Genomic DNA, 14,865 nt, shown 5'->3' with positions numbered 1-14,865 from the left:
TCGTTAGCTTTACGTAAGACTGGAGCCGGCGAGCTCGTCGCCCTAAAGTACATTCGTACATTCGTTCGATGTTCGATATTCAACGTTCAGCATGAAGGTTCTCGATCTGCAATGTCCGCTCGGTCATCGCTTCGAAGGCTGGTTCGCCTCCGCCGATGACTTCGAATCCCAGTTGTCGCGCAAATTGGTCGAATGCCCGGTTTGCGCCTCGACCGAGGTGAGCCGTCTGCCGTCCGCGCCGCGCCTGAATTTGTCGGGCGCCACGCGCACGCGGGACGGCGGTGCACAGCGGCGGGACGCCCCGTCGGAGGCGGCGGGTGAGGGCAAAGGCAGCGCTGTCGTCGATCGCGCGGCGGCTGCCGAACGGGCGCGCGAGTTCGAGGCCATGGCGCTGCGCACGTTGCGCGAAGTGGTCGGCAAGGCGGAAAACGTCGGCGATCGCTTCGCCGAAGAAGCGCGCCGAATTCATTACAACGAAGCGCCCGCGCGCAGCATCCGGGGCGTGACGACACCCGAGGATGCGCGTGCGCTCGTCGACGAAGGCATCGAAGTCATGGCGGTGCCCGGCGCGTGCGTGCCGAAAGAGTCGCTGCAATAGGCGCGGCAATGACCGCTCCGATGGCCTCGCAGGCGCGCTCGCCTGTGCCGATCCCGGATGCGGCGGCGCTGCGCGCGCGTGTAGGCGGCCCGGCGCTCGTCAGCGATTGGATCGAGGTCGATCAAGCACGCGTCGATCGATTCGCCGATGCCACGGGCGACGATCAATGGATTCATGTCGATCCCGAGCGCGCGCGCCGCGAATCGCCGTTCGGCGGCCCGGTCGCGCATGGATTCTTGACGCTGTCGCTGATTCCGTCGCTGCTCGTGCAAGTCGTGCGCATCGAGCAGCGGATGGGCGTGAACTACGGGCTCAATCGCGTTCGGTTTCCCGCACCGGTGCCTGTGGGCGCATGCCTGAGGGCTTCATTTGTCGTCGCTGAAGTGGCCGATGTCGGCGACGATGCGTTGCAGGTCACGTGGGACGTCACCGTCGAAGCCAACGGGGGCGGCAAGCCCGTTTGCATCGCTCAATTCGTCACGCGGCATTATTTCTGACCGCGGCTTTCGCGGCGGCGACTTCGTCGTGGGCGCGAGGAGAGACCGGGGGATCAGCCGCGATCGTGGCCGTACGGTTCAGCGTTCAGCCTCGTTCAGCGTTCGTTCAGCGTCAAGCGCTCAGTGCTTGGCATACTGCGTCGCGCCGAACAGCATTTCCTTCGCTTTGTCGTCCATCAGCGGCTTGCGCGCCGAGGCCAGCACTTCAACGCCGCGCTGCACGGCCGGTCGCGCAGCGATCGCCTCGTGCCAGCGTTTGACGTTCGGGTAATCGGCCAACTCGAGACCTTGGTTTTTCCATGAACGCGTCCACGGAAACGCTGCGATGTCGGCGATCGTGTAGTCGTCCCCCGCCAGGTAGGCCGACTTGCCCAATTGCGTGTCCATGACGCCGTATAAGCGCTTCGCCTCGTTCGTGTAGCGGTTCACCGCATATTCGATCTGCTGCGGCGCGTAGACGCGGAAATGATGCGTCTGACCGAGCATCGGCCCGAGGCCGCCCATTTGGAACATCAGCCACTGCAGCGTGGCATAGCGGCCGGCGGTATCTAGCGGCAAGAACTTGCCGGTTTTCTCGGCCAGATAAATCAGAATCGCGCCGGATTCGAAGAGCGAAAGCGGGCGGCCGCCGGGGCCATCGGAATCCACGATCGCCGGAATCTTGTTGTTTGGGCTGATCGCCAGGAACTCGGGCTTGAATTGATCGCCCGCGCCGATGTCGATCGGATGAACGCGGTACTCGAGGCCCGTTTCCTCGAGCATGATGTGCACCTTGTGGCCGTTCGGTGTAGCCCAACTGTAGACGTCGATCATTGCCGCTCCTCGTGTGTCTTATCGGTGCCGCAACGAGCGGAACCGATTCCCACGCGGAAATTAGCATGGATCGCCAGGCGTCGCCGACGGTCCCACCAAGGCCATGACGCCCGTGCGGGTATCGCTCCGCAGACGCGCCCACCGAGCCGGTCGGGACGAGCGCAAGCAAGTCGACCGATCGCTATGCCGCGGCGTGGCGGGCCAGTTCAAGCTTTGCGATCGCGTTTCGATGCACCTCGTCCGGGCCATCGGCGAAGCGCAGCGTGCGTGCGCACGTATAAGCGTAAGCCAGCGGGAAATCGTCGCACATGCCGCCGCCCCCATGCGCCTGGATCGCCCAATCGATCACCTGGCAGGCCATGTTGGGCGCGACGACCTTGATCATCGCGATTTCGCCGCGGGCCCCCTTGTTGCCGACCGTATCCATCATGTAAGCCGCCTTCAATGTCAGCAGCCGTGCCTGCTCGATCATGCAGCGCGCTTCGGCGATCCGTTCTTGCGTGACCGTTTGCGCTGCAATCGGTTTGCCGAATGCAACCCGCTGCGACGTGCGCTTGCACATGAGCTCGAGTGCGCGCTCGGCAAGGCCGATCAATCGCATGCAATGGTGAATGCGCCCCGGGCCCAATCGCCCTTGCGCGATCTCGAATCCTCGCCCTTCGCCGAGCAGCATGTTCGATGCGGGCACGCGCACGTCGTCGAGCGTGATTTCCATGTGGCCGTGCGGCGCATCGTCGTAGCCGAATACGTGCAGAGGGCGGTGCACGGTGACGCCGGGCGCGCTCGCGGGCACGAGGATCATCGACTGTTGCAGGTGCTTGGCCGCGCGAGGGTCGGTCTTGCCCATCACGATATAAATCTTGCAGCGCGGATCGCCGGCGCCCGAGGACCACCATTTTCGGCCGTTGATCACGTAAGCATCGCCGTCGCGTTCGATGCGCGTTTCGATGTTCGTCGCGTCGGAAGACGCGACGTCCGGCTCCGTCATCAAGAAGGCGGAGCGGATCTCGCCGGCGAGCAGCGGCTCGAGCCAAGTGCGCTTTTGCTCCTCGGAGCCATAGCGTTCGAGCGTCTCCATGTTGCCCGTGTCGGGCGCATTGCAGTTGAAGACTTCGGGCGCCCAGGGCACGCGCCCCATGATCTCCGCGAGCGGCGCGTATTCGAGGTTCGTGAGTCCAGCGCCGCGCGTCGAAGCGGGCAGAAACAGATTCCAAAGGCCCGCTTCCCTCGCGCGCACCTTCAGCGTTTCGACGAGTTCGGTGGGCACCCATGCGTTGCCCGCCGACCGGTTGCGTGCGATTTCCTCGAGAAAGGCACGCTCGTTCGGATAGATGTGCGCGTCGAAGAAGGCGAGCAGCTTCTCGCGCAGGGCTTGCACTTTCGGGGTGTAGTCGAAGTTCATCAGGTGTGTCCCTCGAGAGGATGGCGTCGTCTTGCGCGCCGGTGGTTGCCGTTGTACGAGCCTTGCCGTTAGCCGTGGCGTTGCCGTGACCGCGACCGTTACCGCACTTTCCGTGCATACGACCAGGCGAGTTCGGCCATCGGCCGCGCGCGCCGGCCCGCATCGATCGCTTGCGCGCTCGACGCAGTGCCGACCGTCACCCGTTTCATGATGCCTTGCAGAATCGCGGCGATGCGGAACATGTTGAAGGCAAGATAGAAATTCCAGTCGCCTGGGACCGAATAGCCCGTGCGCTCGCAATAACGCTCGACATAGCGGCGTTCGTCGGGAATGCCGAGCGTCTCCCAGCTCAATCCCGCGATACCGCGGAACTGCAACGGATCGACGTGCCACGCCATGCAGTGATAAGCGAAGTCGACGATCGGATCGCCGAGCGTCGACAGCTCCCAATCGAGCACGGCGAGAATGCGCGGCTCGCTTGGATGAAAAATGAGATTGTCGAGCCGATAATCGCCGTGCACGACGGCCTGATGCTCGCCCGTATCGGCCGGTGCATGCGCGGGCAGCCACTCGATCAGCCGATGCATCGCTTCGATCGGCTCGGTTTCGGACGCCTGGTACTGCTTGCTCCAGCGCGCGATCTGGCGCGCGAGATAATTGCCCGGCTTGCCGTAATCGGCGAGGCCGACCGCCGCCGCATCGACCGAATGCAGCGCCGCGACGACGCGATTCATTTCATCGTAGATCGCGGCGCGCTGCGGCGGCGTCATGCCGGGCAGCGACGGGTCCCACAGGACGCGGCCCTCGACGTACTCCATGACGTAGAAGGCTCGTCCGATCACGGCTTCGTCCTCGCACAAGGCCAGCATCTTCGCAACCGGCACGTCGGTGTTCGAGAGCGCGTCCATGACGCGGTATTCGCGTTCGATCGCATGCGCGGACGGCAACAGCTTTGCCGCCGGGCCTGGCTTCGCGCGCATGACATAGCCGCGCGAGGGCGTGATGAGCTTGAACGTCGGATTCGACTGGCCGCCGGCGAATTGCTCGACGATCAAGGGCCCGGCAAAGCCGCCGACATGCTCGCACAACCAGGTTGAGAGCGCATCGGCGTCGAAGCGCTGCGGCTCCGAAACGGCATGCGTGCCGACGAACGCCGAGTAATCGGGCGCCTTGCTGGACTGTTCCGCCGGCTCGTTCGTTGCCATGTAACGACTCCCGCTGAAGGGATGAAGATCGATGACCGAAAAGCGAAGACACCGCGGCAAGCACGGCGAAGGCTGCGGCGCCTCACTCGCGACGATAGCGGGCGGGGCGCTTATCGAGGAACGCGGTGATGCCTTCGAGCGCATCGGCGTGATGCAGCGATGCAACGAAGTCATCGCGCTCGGCCTCTAGGTGGTCGGCCAGCGAACGCGCGCCCGCTTGTGCGATCAGCGCCTTGATGCGCGCTTGCGCGTTCGGCGAGCCGCGTCCGAGCTCATCGGCCCACTCGATCGCCGCATCGCGCAGTTGCGCCGTCTTGACGAGGCGGTTGACGACGCCGAGCGCATGCAGCCGCTCGGCCGACACCGGCTTCGCTTCGAGCAGCATTTCCGTTGCGAGCGCGCGCGGCAGCGCTTGGGCGACGAACCACGAGCCGCCGCCGTCGGGCGTCAAGCCCACGCGTGCATACGACATGACGAATTTGGCGTCGTCGGCTGCGACGATCAGATCGCAGGCGAGCGCGAGCGAACAGCCGGCGCCGGCCGCCGCGCCGGCCACGGCCGCAATGACGGGCTTGCTCGACGTGCGTAGCGCGAGCACCCATTGGGCGAGCAGATCGATGCTTTGCGCCTGCACGGACGGATCTCGAGCGCGGTTCTCGAGCAGCCGGTTCAGATTGCCGCCTGCGCAAAAGAAGTCGTCGGCGCCCGTGAGAACGATGGCGCGGATCGAGGCGTCGCGTTCGGCTGTCTCGAGCGCCTGAATGCCGGCCGCATACATGTCGGGGTGCAGCGCATTGCGCGCACCGGGATTCGACAGCGTCAAGACGAGGGTCGACTCGCTTTCGGGCGGTCGGGAAGCGAGCAGCTCTGCGCTCATGATGTCTCCTGATGCGATGATCTTGGTCGATTCGTCGATGCGGATGTCGCCGTAGTCGGTCGCTGTCGTCGGCGTTGCCCCGGCGCGAGCCGAAACCGAGCGCGATCGTCGACGTCCAAGTTCCACGAGTGCGGTTAGAGTAGCATGGCTGTTTTGTTCGAAACGGCCGAGGGCTAAGGCGCCGTTTCCCTGTCAGCGCGCAAGACGCACAAAACTAGGCGCCCTCGGCGCCCCTCGCTTGGAGAGACGCATGATTCAACTTCACGGCATCGCGTTTTCGAACTACTACAACAAGGTCAAGTTCATCCTGCTCGAGCACGGGATCGCGTTCGAGGAAGTTCGGGTGATGCTGCCGATCAAGGACGAGGCCACGCTCGCGCGCTCGCCGCTCGGCAAGATACCGTTCATCCGTACCGAAGAAGGCGATCTGAGCGAGTCGCAAGCCATCGCCGAATACTTGGCCGCGCGCTTTCCCGACAAGGCCATCTTCCCCGCCGATCCTTTCGAAGCGGCGAAAGTGCGCCAACTCACGGCGGTGCTCGAACTGCATGTCGAACTCGTTGCGCGTGAGCTTTACCCGCAGATGCTGGGGGGACCCATGGCGAGCGACGAGACGAAGGTGCGCGTTGCGCGCACTTTGACGCGCAATGTCGCGGGGTTCAAGCGGATCGCGAAATTCGCGCCGTACGCGTGCGGCGAAACGTTCACCTTCGCCGACATCTGCACCTACGCGAGCCTGCCGCTCGTCGGCCTGGCGACGAAGAACGTGCTCGGCCGCGACCTGCTGCACGAGGCCGGCATCGATTGGAAGGCGTACGTCACGCGCATCGAACAAGAGCGTCCTGCCGCACAGCGCATCGTGGCCGACCGAAAAGCGGAAATGGCGGCATTGTCCGGGGCAGCAAAGCGCGCGTGACATCAAGGAGGCCTAGCGGCAATGTGCGTCGCGGCGCTTGGCGCTCGCACATTGCCGCCGCTCAAAGACGTGCGAGGCGTTCGAGCGCGGTAGCGAGCGTGGCTTCGCGCTTGGCGAAGCAAAACCGCACGACGCCCGACTCACGAGGCTCGTGATAGAACGCCGAGACGGGAATGGCGGCGACCCCGATCTCGGTGGTCAGCCACTTCGAGAACTCGGCTTCGGGCAGATCGCTGATTCCCGAGTAGTCGACGCATTGAAAGTACGTCCCTTCACAGGGCAGCAGCTTGAAGCGCGTGTTCGCGAGCCCCTCGCGGAAAAAGTCGCGCTTGCGCTGGTAGAACGCCGGCAATTCCACGTACGGTGCCCGGTCGCCGAGATAGTCGGCCAGGCCCATTTGCATCGGCGTGTTCACGGTGAAGACGTTGAACTGATGGACCTTCCGGAACTCGGCCGTCAACGCCGCGGGCGCAGCCACGTAGCCGACTTTCCAGCCGGTGACGTGGAACGTCTTGCCGAAGCTCGATACGACGAAACTGCGCTGAGCGAGTTCGGGGTAGCGCGCGACGCTCTCGTGCGGCGCGCCGTCGTAGACCATGTGCTCGTATACCTCATCCGACAGAATCAGCACGTTCGTGTCGCGCACGATCGCTTCGAGGCGCCGCATGTCGCTTGCATGCCAGACTCGGCCGGTCGGGTTGTGCGGGGTGTTGATGAGCATGAGTCGCGTGCGCGGCGTGATCGCGCGCGCGAGCTTCTCGAAGTCGATCGCGTAGTCGGGCGCCTCGAGCGCGACGAACACCGGCTTGCCGCCCGCGAGCTCGATCGACGGGACGTAGCTGTCATAGGTCGGTTCGAGAACGATGACCTCGTCGCCGGGATGGACGGTGGCGAGAATCGTCGTCAACAAGGCTTGCGTCGCACCGGCCGTGACCGTGATCTCCGTGGCCGGATCGTAGGCTCGGCCATGAATCGCTTCGATTTTGCGCGCGATCGCGTCACGTAGCGGCGCGACGCCGGCCATCGGCGGGTATTGGTTGTGGCCGTCGCGCATCGCGCGCGACACGGCCTCCACGATGCGCGCGTCGCAGTCGAAATCGGGAAAACCTTGGCCGAGGTTGACGGCGCCGCGCTCCGCGGCGAGCGCGCTCATGACCGTGAAGATCGTCGTGCCGACGTTCGGCAGACGCGAGGCCAAGGCGAAGGGCGGGCGAGTCGGTGCGTGCGGTGCGTTCATGGGGCGCGGTTATCCGAGGTTGGCGGTGGCGAAAGGAAGCTCGAGAAAACAGGCCGACGCGAACGGCGCCGGCTCCGCGATCCGAAACCCGAAATCGCGCGACGTGCGCTTGTTCAGCTTGAGCAGCGCGCGGTCCTTCGAGACGAGCCAATCGGCTCTCGCTGCGTGGGCGAGTTCGAGGAATTTCTGATCGTCGCGGTCCTTGCATTTGGGCAGGGGCGGCCCGTCGCGGGGCTCGGCCTGTTGCGCGAGCGCGGCGAGCCGCGCCACGGCGGCCAGCGCGGCCGCTTTGTCGACGGCGCGGGCGACGAATTGCGGATAATCGAGCACGTGCGCGAGCTCCGCCAGGCAGCGCTCGTCGATGACGGCATCGAGCTCGCCGCGCTCGAGTGCGGCATGGATCGGGCGGGTTGCTCGATCGTCGAATACGAGGATGTCGATCCAGACATTGGAATCGAGCACCACGCGCGGCACGTTTTTCAGGCCTTCAGCATCGGTATGGGGCATTCGCTACAATCGGGCTTTTCGTTTTCACCGCTCGGCACGGCGTGCCGGCGAGCCTTTCGGCGAACCCTTATGATAATTGTTTTGTCTCCTGCCAAGTCGCTCGACTACGAGACGCCCCCGCACATCGCCAAGCATACGATCCCGGATTTCGTCGACGACGCCGCGCAGCTCATCGGCGAGTTGCGGCGCTATTCGCCGCAGCAGATCGCGTCGCTGATGGACATTTCCGACGCGCTGGCTCATCTGAATTTTCAGCGCTACGCCGATTGGTCGCCGCAATTTCATGCCGGCAACGCCAAGCAGGCCGTGCTCGCATTCAACGGCGACGTCTACGAAGGGTTCGACGCGAAGACGCTTTCGGGCGCCGATCTCGATTACGCGCAGCGCCACGTGCGGGTGCTCTCGGGGCTTTACGGCCTGCTGCGTCCGCTCGATCTATTGCAGCCTTACCGCCTCGAAATGGGCACGCGCTTGCCGAATCCGCGCGGAAAAGATCTCTACGCTTTTTGGGGCGAGCGCATCACCGATGCGCTGAACGTGCAGTTGCGGCGGAGCAAAAGCGCCGAGCGCGTGCTCGTGAACTGCGCGTCCACGGAATACTTCAAGTCGGTTCGGCCGCGGCGGCTCGACGCACGCGTCGTGACACCGGTATTCGAGGATTGGAAGGGCGGCCGCTACAAAATCATCAGTTTCCACGCAAAGCGCGCGCGCGGTCTGATGGCGCGGTTCGCCGTCGAAAATCGGATCGATTCGCCCGAGCAACTGAAGGATTTCGGCGTCGAAGGCTATGCGTTCGATGCCGCGGCATCGAACGACGCGACGTTCGTGTTCCGCCGCCGCGCGGGCGACTAGGACTCGCCTTCGCACGCCAATCGTCCCATCCCTTCATCACGGAACTCCCCATGAGCCTTTCGATCACGAGCAACTTCGACGCGGGCGCGATCGAAGTCATCTCATGCAGCCGGGCGGACGACATTCGTCTGCGCATACGCCGAGACAGCCATGCCGACTTTGCGCAATGGTTCTATTTTCGGCTCTCCGGTGCGAGCGGGCAGCATTGCGTGATGACGTTCGAGAACGCTGCGGACTGCGCATTCGCGGAAGGCTGGCGCGGCTATCGCGCGATGGCCAGCTACGACCGGGTCAACTGGTTCCGCGTGCCGGCCTCGTACGACGGACGGACATTGACGATCGAGCACATGCCGGAGTTCGATTCGATCTACTACGCCTACTTCGAGCCATACAGCGAGGAGCGGCATGCGCAATTCCTCGGGGCGCTCCAGCAGATGCCGCAGGCGACGCTCGTGGAGCTGGGCGGCACGGTGGAGGGCCGGCCGATGTCGCTGCTCGTGCTCGGCACGCCGCAGGCGAGCGGAGCACGGCCCAAAAAGAAGATTTGGATCGTCGCGCGGCAACATCCCGGCGAGACGATGGCCGAATGGTTCGTCGAAGGGCTCGTCAAGCGATTGGCCGGGTGGGGCGATTGGGCGGGCGATGCGGTTGCGCGCAAGCTTTATGAGCACGCCGTGTTCTACATCGTTCCGAATATGAATCCGGACGGCAGCGTGCGCGGCAATCTGCGCACGAACGCCGCGGGCGCGAACCTGAACCGGGAATGGCTCGCGCCCGATCCGGAGCGCAGCCCCGAGGTGTTCGTCGTGCGCGAGGCGATTCACGCCAACGGCTGCGACATGTTCTTCGATATCCACGGCGACGAGGCGCTGCCGTATGTGTTCGTCGCGGGCAGCGAAATGCTGCCGAGCTTCACCGAGCAACAATTGCACGAGCAGCGCTCATTCATCGAAGCATTCAAGCAAGCGAGTCCGGACTTTCAAGACGAGCACGGCTATGAAGCGTCGAAGTACCGGGAAGACGCGCTCAAGCTCGCGTCGAAGTACATCGGTCATACGTTCGGATGCTTGTCGCTGACGTTGGAGATGCCGTTCAAGGACAACGCGAACCTGCCCGACGAGCGCGTGGGCTGGAACGGCGAGCGCAGCGCTGCGCTCGGCGCGGCCATGCTGGGCGCGATACTGCGTCAGTTGGAGGCGTTCGCCTGACGAACCGCCCGCCTCGCCTTGCGCGAGGCCGCCGTGGCGGGCCGGCGCCGAATGGGCATCGAGCCCCGGCTCGGCGTTCGAGCGCGGGGCTGAAGCTGCGCCGCGGCCGGCCGTTTCGTCTGCCGTTATCGTGATGCCCGAGGCCAGCGCGCTGCCCCGCCGATCGGCACAGCGTCGGGTGCGCGTGCCGGCGAACGTGAGCGATCAGTGCTTCGTGCGCGATTTGGCGGACGATTTCTTTTTGCCGGCAGAGTGCTTGACCGCGCTTTTGCTCGTGTGTCCCGTTGCGTGGCCACCGTGGCGGTGCTTGCCCTTTTTCCTCGACGAAGAACTCTCGTTGCGCGGCTTCAGTGCCGGGACCGGATCGTTCCAGCTGAACGCGAGCATCTGAGTGCCTACATAGCCGCAGCGAAACTTGAGCGGATACGGCTCGTGCGCCGTTTCGCGCGGAATGCCTTGTCCTTCCACGCTGACGACTTTCTCGACCGTAGTGCGTTGCTTGCCCTCGTCGAACGGCTGGTTCCACGGCGTGATTTCGGCGTGGGCCGAATCGAATGCTTCGGGCGGGAAGTCGACGTGATCGATGACGGTCGACGTGCTCGCCACGAAATTCCCGTGAGCCGCGCAATCGGCGACGAGCGGGTCGGCGTGCATGTCGTTGATGAAGTGGGCGATCATTTCGTTGCGCTGATCGATCGTATCGGCGCGGGCCGGGGCGATCGCGATCAGCGGCGCGGCGCAAACGGCCGAAGTGGCCAACAGCAGCCCTGCGAACTGCCGCAGGCGGCGTGAGAACTTGGAGCTATCCATCCGGTAGGCGTGATTGAGACACAGGCACGTAAGATGCCCCACTCCAAGGCGGAGTTCAATGTCGGGATGAATAATTTTTCATGCTTGACTGCACGCACCGATGGCAAAACGCCGCGCTTCGTCAAGTGCGTGGCCCGCCCAGCCGGTAGCGGCGGACGTCGTTCGTCGTCACCCATGTCGGTTTGTAGACGGCAATGAGCGCCGTGGACATGCCCGTGAACCAGGCTTCGCCCGTTGCCAAGAGAAATACGCTGAATGCGTAGCCGATCGGCACGACGGCGGGCGATCCGTGAGCGAGCGCGATATGCGCGGCGGCGGCTGCGACTCCGGCTACCGTGACGGCGATCGCCGGCGACACGAAGCCTTGCGCGCAGATGAACACGAACAGGTTGCGCGGCAGCCAAGCCGTGCAGGCGCGCTGGAACAGGGCGGAGATGCCGACCGGCATCGCTCCGTAGATGAGGAACGTCAGCGCGACGCCGTGCCACGCGGCATCGAAAACGAGGGCCGCGACACCCGAAACGGCGGCCATGGCGACGAGCGCGAGCGCCCAGTCGAACAGCGTGACGAGCAAGGTCGCGCCGAGCAGATGCATGACCGGGCCGTCGTCGAGCCAGGCGTTGCTCGCCCAAAGCACCGAAATGGCCACGATGATCGCCAGCCAGACGTGCTGCAGCGTTCCGTCCTGTAGCCGCCTGAACGGCCGCCGAGCGAGGGCGAGCGCGAGCAGCGCAGCGGCGGTGGCCCAGCCACCGACGGCGACCCAGAACGGAAGCGGCGTGTAGAAGAAGCCCATAGTGTCCATATTACTCGTTGGGCTGCGAAACGGGGAGAGCATGTACGGCGCTCCCCGGCCTCCCTGCTTTATGAGCCTAGCAAACCGCGAACCGCGCCTTGCATACCCAACACCCGTGCTCAGCCGCCCCCGGGAGGGCCGCCGCCGAACGGCACGTCGGGCTCCGCGGCGAGCGGCAGATCGAGCGACGGATCGTTCCGCGACAATGGATATTTGAACGATGCGGCGCGGCGCAGCGGCACCGGGCCGCGTCGCCCCAGCACCGGCTTGACGGCGCCCTGGGCTTCCGCACGCAGCACTTCGAGCTGCGGCGTGAGCCAGCCGTTGTAGATAGCGACGGCGGCTGCCCGGTTCGGCGCGCCCAACTGTTGGAATATGCTGGCCAGATGGATTTTTACCGTGCCCTCGCTGATTCCGAGCGTGCGCGCGATCATCTTGTTCGTGCTGCCCATGTGGACGCATCGCATGATCTGTTCTTGCCGCGGTGAAAGGGCCGGCACGAAGCGCTTGCGCCGCGGCAGGTCGGGCGCTGAATCGAGTGGGGGCAAGACGGCGGGCAAGCGGTTGCGCGGGCGCGCGTCGCCCTGTTCGTCTGCGAGGAAGGGGGCATACAGGCCGCCGGCCAGGACGAGTTCGAGCAGGCGGACGATGAGCCGCGGATTCGTCGCGCGCGGAATGATGCCGTGCACGCCGGCATCGACGAGCGTGCGCACGCGCGCCGGTGCGATGTCATCGACGAACGCGGCGACGCGCAGGCGAGGATATTCGTTGAGCAGGGCACGCACGGAGCCGGCGCGCATGGCGTCTTGCCAGTCGACGACGAGTAGCTCGGCCGGCACGCGCCGCATTGCTCGGCTCGCCTGCGACCAGTCGCGTGCTTCGCAAAATCGGGCGTGCCGATCGATTTGCCGCAACAGCGCCTTGAGCCCCTCGCGCCGCTCGGCTTCCGAGCTGAGAACTGCGAACCGCATGTTTTGCCTCCTTGTAGTCGGTACGGAGCGCGCGGCGGAAAACGCCGAGCGAGTGCCGGCGGCCACGATGCGCGCTCGCACAATCATGACAAATTCCTTACGGGAAGGCGGCTAGCCGGACGGCATAGGACGCCCCTTCCCGCTGTCGTAGCGGGAAGGGGCGGGAGGCGGGGGGTCAGTGGAAGTGAGGCTGAGCAGGTTCCGCGTCTTCGGGCATTTCAGCGTGCACGATTTCGCCGAGCGGATCTGCGTACAACGGGACGCCGCAGTCGTCGCAGTATTCGGGCTCGAAGCGCCCGGCGTGGCGGCGAATGTCGGTCACGCCCGCTTCCTTGAGCAGTGCGATGATTTCCTCGAGCGGGCCGCCCGTGTCTTCAGCTTCCTCGTCGATTGCGAGCTCGCCGTTTTCGCGGCCGTAGAGCGGCCAGACGACACCGTAGATCACGTCGTTGTTGCCGCGGCGCGTGAAGCCGACGCGGTATTCGTCGATGCGCCGCTCGCCGAAGCCGGCCACGACGGCGCGCAGATCCTGCGGTGTCGCACCGATGGTGTCGTACAAGTAGCGGATGGCCGTGCGCACGGTGTGCGGCCGCACGCGCTCGTCGGCGTCGCGGCATGCCGAGTAATAGGCGTCGGGCAGCAGGCATTCGACCTCGCAGCCCGGCAGCACCTGCGCGAGATTGGCGCCGCCTTGCGTGGCCCATTGCTCGAGGCATTGGCCTCGCTCGATCCGCACGCCGTTCTCTTCCTCTTGCCAGCGAAAGAGCGGCGCGCCGACCGGTGCGGCGACGACGGCAAGCAGAAAGCGCGGGTCGGCCAGAATCGGCGAGGTCTCGGGCAAGTCGCCGAAACTCATCTTTGCCGCGGTGCCGTTCAAAGCCGCTTGGATGAGCTGTTGCGCGAGGCGATACGTTTCGACGTGATGCCGCGGCAGCTGATCGATGCTATAGAGGAACGGCGCGAGCGCGACGCGCGTATCCGCGGCCAGTACGTGGGCCTGCAAATGGGCGCGCAGTGAGTCGACGGCGTCGCCTTTGAGCGGGCCCGACGGGATCATGTAGCGTGTCCAGGCCAAGACCGGCGCCGCGATCAACAGCGCCTCGTGAGGCGTGCCTTCGTGGTCGACGACGAATGACTCGCTATGGGTTTCGGCCATGTCCGCGAGCGCACCGTACGCGTCGGGGTGATTTTGCTGCAGATGATCGAGCGCGGCGTCGAGCGTCGTTTGATTGCCGTTGCGGACGATTTTCGCGAGCAGCGTGTCTAGCTTGGCTTCCCAGAAGCGATCTTCGATTCGGCTGCCGGACGCGAACAGCGCGAGGGACAGGCCGACGAGCTTGTCGGCATCGGGTGGAAGGCGTTTAGCGATTCGCGAGCGCATAGGGGCTGACTTGGTCGGATTCAATGAGCCCTCCATTCTAGTCTGTTCCGCCACGTAGTAAGCCGAGCCGTGCACGCGAAGCGGAAAGGCGTGCTGCACCCCTCGCTTTCGTTTGTCGTGCTTTCTCACGCGCAGGCTCGAGCGAGCGCTGGGGCCTGAAACGCGTTCCGCGAATTTCCGCTTGCGCGGTGTTCGGAAGGGGCCTAGAATCACGCCCTTTCGCGCAGTCAATGCGACTGAGCGAAGGGAAGCGAGGCCTTGTGCGAAGCGGGTTGTATCCGTGTTTTGCGCGGGTGCGGAGCAGAGGGTGCGGCAACGGTTGAGGGTTCGATGAAGTTCGAACGAAGTTAAAAAAACTGTTGACGCGATGTGAAAGACTCTGCATAATCTCGCTTCTCTGCTGCTGATGCAGCAACGCAAGACGGGCGGTGCTAGAAGGAAGTTCTTCGGTGCGGCCGACGGTTGAGCGACGCGATCTTTAAAAATTTACAGCCGATAAGTGTGGGCGCTTGATGGCGAACGCGGTGCTTCGATCTTCGGGTCGAGGCTGAGCGAAAGTATCAAGTCTCACACAGTATTGAGGAAGGTTTTTGTTCGTCGAGAGACGAATTTGAACTGTCAGTACGTTGAGTGAGCGACCGATTCTTAATTGAATCGAAAACAGTAACAGGTATTGAACTGAAGAGTTTGATCCTGGCTCAGATTGAACGCTGGCGGCATGCCTTACACATGCAAGTCGAACGGCAGCACGGGGGCAACCCTGGTGGCGAGTGGCGAACGGGTGAGTAATACATC

The 14,865-nt window shown here is 64.3% G+C and carries 15 protein-coding genes and 1 rRNA gene; 6 read left to right on the top strand and 10 right to left on the bottom strand.

Translation table 11 applies throughout. The annotated features are described in order from the left end of the window. The first annotated feature begins 91 nt into the window (after positions 1–91). Both ACTHNZ_RS09730 and ACTHNZ_RS09725 read left to right on the top strand, forming a co-directional pair. A complete protein-coding gene (locus tag ACTHNZ_RS09730; protein WP_440542296.1) occupies positions 92–598 on the top strand; it encodes a DUF1178 family protein in 507 nt (168 codons plus the stop codon). A gap of 8 nt (positions 599–606) precedes the next feature. Further along, on the top strand, positions 607–1,095 hold the full coding sequence (locus ACTHNZ_RS09725; RefSeq protein ID WP_440542295.1) for a MaoC family dehydratase: 489 nt from the start codon (positions 607–609) through the stop codon (positions 1,093–1,095). Between the two features lie 120 nt (positions 1,096–1,215). On the opposite strand, the gene ACTHNZ_RS09720 is transcribed toward ACTHNZ_RS09725, so the two are convergent. From ACTHNZ_RS09720 to ACTHNZ_RS09705, 4 genes are all read right to left on the bottom strand, one after another. Continuing rightward, entirely contained in the window at positions 1,216–1,908 is a 693-nt protein-coding gene (locus ACTHNZ_RS09720; RefSeq protein ID WP_440542294.1) for a glutathione binding-like protein, read from the bottom strand. Positions 1,909–2,089: 181 nt separating this feature from the next. After that, the gene (locus tag ACTHNZ_RS09715; RefSeq protein ID WP_440542293.1) at positions 2,090–3,310 is read right to left on the bottom strand and encodes an acyl-CoA dehydrogenase family protein; all 1,221 of its coding nucleotides are present in this window, start codon (positions 3,308–3,310) and stop codon (positions 2,090–2,092) included. Between the two features lie 98 nt (positions 3,311–3,408). Beyond that, on the bottom strand, positions 3,409–4,515 hold the full coding sequence (locus ACTHNZ_RS09710; protein ID WP_440542292.1) for a phosphotransferase: 1,107 nt from the start codon (positions 4,513–4,515) through the stop codon (positions 3,409–3,411). An 82-nt stretch (positions 4,516–4,597) separates the two neighbouring features. Continuing rightward, positions 4,598–5,392, bottom strand: coding sequence for an oxepin-CoA hydrolase, alternative type (locus ACTHNZ_RS09705; protein ID WP_440542291.1), 795 nt, complete (start codon positions 5,390–5,392; stop codon positions 4,598–4,600). A gap of 250 nt (positions 5,393–5,642) precedes the next feature. Between ACTHNZ_RS09705 and ACTHNZ_RS09700 the strand changes: the two genes are divergently transcribed. Beyond that, a complete protein-coding gene (locus ACTHNZ_RS09700; protein WP_440542290.1) occupies positions 5,643–6,308 on the top strand; it encodes a glutathione S-transferase family protein in 666 nt (221 codons plus the stop codon). 61 nt (positions 6,309–6,369) lie between these two features. On the opposite strand, the gene ACTHNZ_RS09695 is transcribed toward ACTHNZ_RS09700, so the two are convergent. Together ACTHNZ_RS09695 and ACTHNZ_RS09690 are read right to left on the bottom strand one after the other, a co-directional pair. Beyond that, complete coding sequence (locus ACTHNZ_RS09695) at positions 6,370–7,545, bottom strand: pyridoxal phosphate-dependent aminotransferase (protein WP_440542289.1); 1,176 nt, start codon at positions 7,543–7,545, stop codon at positions 6,370–6,372. 9 nt (positions 7,546–7,554) lie between these two features. Further along, positions 7,555–8,052 carry a putative toxin-antitoxin system toxin component, PIN family gene (locus tag ACTHNZ_RS09690; protein WP_440542288.1) on the bottom strand — a complete coding sequence of 166 codons (498 nt, stop codon included), beginning with the start codon at positions 8,050–8,052 and terminating at the stop codon, positions 7,555–7,557. A 69-nt stretch (positions 8,053–8,121) separates the two neighbouring features. Here ACTHNZ_RS09690 and yaaA point away from each other — a divergent pair, with 69 nt between their 5' ends. Both yaaA and ACTHNZ_RS09680 read left to right on the top strand, forming a co-directional pair. Further along, positions 8,122–8,904: a peroxide stress protein YaaA gene (yaaA, locus tag ACTHNZ_RS09685; RefSeq protein WP_440542287.1), complete on the top strand. Its 783-nt coding sequence runs from the start codon at positions 8,122–8,124 to the stop codon at positions 8,902–8,904. Positions 8,905–8,954: 50 nt separating this feature from the next. Further along, positions 8,955–10,112 (top strand): M14 family metallopeptidase, encoded by a 1,158-nt coding sequence (locus ACTHNZ_RS09680; RefSeq protein WP_440542286.1) that lies wholly within the window; start codon positions 8,955–8,957, stop codon positions 10,110–10,112. Between the two features lie 204 nt (positions 10,113–10,316). Here the strand turns inward: ACTHNZ_RS09680 and ACTHNZ_RS09675 are convergent, their stop codons facing one another. From ACTHNZ_RS09675 to ACTHNZ_RS09660, 4 genes are all read right to left on the bottom strand, one after another. Next, the gene (locus ACTHNZ_RS09675; RefSeq protein ID WP_440542285.1) at positions 10,317–10,922 is read right to left on the bottom strand and encodes a BspC domain-containing protein; all 606 of its coding nucleotides are present in this window, start codon (positions 10,920–10,922) and stop codon (positions 10,317–10,319) included. Positions 10,923–11,043: 121 nt separating this feature from the next. Next, positions 11,044–11,718 carry an energy-coupling factor ABC transporter permease gene (locus tag ACTHNZ_RS09670; RefSeq protein ID WP_440542333.1) on the bottom strand — a complete coding sequence of 225 codons (675 nt, stop codon included), beginning with the start codon at positions 11,716–11,718 and terminating at the stop codon, positions 11,044–11,046. 119 nt (positions 11,719–11,837) lie between these two features. Next, entirely contained in the window at positions 11,838–12,689 is an 852-nt protein-coding gene (locus ACTHNZ_RS09665; protein ID WP_440542284.1) for a helix-turn-helix transcriptional regulator, read from the bottom strand. 175 nt (positions 12,690–12,864) lie between these two features. Then, positions 12,865–14,070 (bottom strand): DUF2863 family protein, encoded by a 1,206-nt coding sequence (locus ACTHNZ_RS09660; RefSeq protein ID WP_440542332.1) that lies wholly within the window; start codon positions 14,068–14,070, stop codon positions 12,865–12,867. Between the two features lie 675 nt (positions 14,071–14,745). Between ACTHNZ_RS09660 and ACTHNZ_RS09655 the strand changes: the two genes are divergently transcribed. Further along, positions 14,746–14,865: ribosomal RNA gene (locus tag ACTHNZ_RS09655) — 16S ribosomal RNA — on the top strand; the annotation flags it as partial.

Source organism: Trinickia sp., assembly GCF_051953955.1.
In the GTDB taxonomy this organism is placed as follows: Bacteria; Pseudomonadota; Gammaproteobacteria; order Burkholderiales; family Burkholderiaceae; genus Trinickia.
This window is presented reverse-complemented; position numbering and strand designations above follow the sequence as displayed.

What these genes read in the sequence shown, in the direction of transcription:
- ACTHNZ_RS09700 (WP_440542290.1), top strand. Translation starts at nt 5,643, where the DNA reads ATGATTCAACTTCACGGCATCGCGTTTTCGAACTACTACAACAAGGTC.
- yaaA (WP_440542287.1), top strand. Translation starts at nt 8,122, where the DNA reads ATGATAATTGTTTTGTCTCCTGCCAAGTCGCTCGACTACGAGACGCCC.
- ACTHNZ_RS09660 (WP_440542332.1), bottom strand. Translation starts at nt 14,070, where the DNA reads ATGCGCTCGCGAATCGCTAAACGCCTTCCACCCGATGCCGACAAGCTC.
- ACTHNZ_RS09665 (WP_440542284.1), bottom strand. Translation starts at nt 12,689, where the DNA reads ATGCGGTTCGCAGTTCTCAGCTCGGAAGCCGAGCGGCGCGAGGGGCTC.
- ACTHNZ_RS09695 (WP_440542289.1), bottom strand. Translation starts at nt 7,545, where the DNA reads ATGAACGCACCGCACGCACCGACTCGCCCGCCCTTCGCCTTGGCCTCG.
- ACTHNZ_RS09690 (WP_440542288.1), bottom strand. Translation starts at nt 8,052, where the DNA reads ATGCCCCATACCGATGCTGAAGGCCTGAAAAACGTGCCGCGCGTGGTG.
- ACTHNZ_RS09675 (WP_440542285.1), bottom strand. Translation starts at nt 10,922, where the DNA reads ATGGATAGCTCCAAGTTCTCACGCCGCCTGCGGCAGTTCGCAGGGCTG.
- ACTHNZ_RS09670 (WP_440542333.1), bottom strand. Translation starts at nt 11,718, where the DNA reads ATGGGCTTCTTCTACACGCCGCTTCCGTTCTGGGTCGCCGTCGGTGGC.
- ACTHNZ_RS09730 (WP_440542296.1), top strand. Translation starts at nt 92, where the DNA reads ATGAAGGTTCTCGATCTGCAATGTCCGCTCGGTCATCGCTTCGAAGGC.
- ACTHNZ_RS09705 (WP_440542291.1), bottom strand. Translation starts at nt 5,392, where the DNA reads ATGAGCGCAGAGCTGCTCGCTTCCCGACCGCCCGAAAGCGAGTCGACC.
- ACTHNZ_RS09725 (WP_440542295.1), top strand. Translation starts at nt 607, where the DNA reads ATGACCGCTCCGATGGCCTCGCAGGCGCGCTCGCCTGTGCCGATCCCG.
- ACTHNZ_RS09715 (WP_440542293.1), bottom strand. Translation starts at nt 3,310, where the DNA reads ATGAACTTCGACTACACCCCGAAAGTGCAAGCCCTGCGCGAGAAGCTG.
- ACTHNZ_RS09710 (WP_440542292.1), bottom strand. Translation starts at nt 4,515, where the DNA reads ATGGCAACGAACGAGCCGGCGGAACAGTCCAGCAAGGCGCCCGATTAC.
- ACTHNZ_RS09720 (WP_440542294.1), bottom strand. Translation starts at nt 1,908, where the DNA reads ATGATCGACGTCTACAGTTGGGCTACACCGAACGGCCACAAGGTGCAC.
- ACTHNZ_RS09680 (WP_440542286.1), top strand. Translation starts at nt 8,955, where the DNA reads ATGAGCCTTTCGATCACGAGCAACTTCGACGCGGGCGCGATCGAAGTC.